The organism is Streptomyces sp. SID3212 (genome assembly GCF_009865405.1).
In the GTDB taxonomy this organism is placed as follows: Bacteria; Actinomycetota; Actinomycetes; order Streptomycetales; family Streptomycetaceae; genus Streptomyces.
The window spans coordinates 1-534 of sequence record NZ_WWJY01000574.1 but is presented as its reverse complement, the minus strand read 5'-3'; the positions used below and the strand labels follow the sequence as shown (position 1 = coordinate 534).

The window sequence follows — 534 nt, the reverse complement described above, 5'->3', positions numbered from 1 at the left end:
ACGCTGAACGTCACCGCCCTGACGACCGAGGCGCTCCGTGCCAGGGGTGTCGAGCCCCTCGGGGTGGTGATCGGCAGCTGGCCCGCCGACCCCGACCTCGCGGCGCGCTGCAACCTGGCGGACCTCCCGGAGTCGGCGGGGGCGCCGCTGCTCGGCGCCGTACCGGCGGGGGCGGGCGCGCTGGCCCCGGCGGACTTCGGGGCGCTGGCGCCCGACTGGTTGGCCCCGGAGTTGGGCGGGGGCTGGGACGCGGCGGAATTCGGCGCGCGGCACACTGCTCCGGCCCCGGTTCCGTACTACTCCGACGGGACGGAGGATACGCGCGGCAGCGCGGTCAGCCCGTACAACACGGAGAGCTCGTACGGCGACGCGAACCGCCCGTAGGGGATGGTCCCGGGGCCTGGGAGGCCCCGCCCGGTCACCCCACACGCCCCTCCGGCACGGCGAGCTCGGCCGGTGACGGCACCCGCCCGCGCGGCGAAGCAGCCCGGCCGTACGGCACGGAGGGCTCCCGCCGGCGGCACCGCCCGCCCG

The 534-nt window shown here is 78.3% G+C and carries 1 pseudogene; it reads left to right on the top strand.

From position 1 onward, the window contains the following. Window positions 1-384: pseudogene (locus GT042_RS17165) on the top strand (hypothetical protein); the annotation flags it as partial. Between the last annotated feature and the right edge of the window lie 150 nt (window positions 385-534).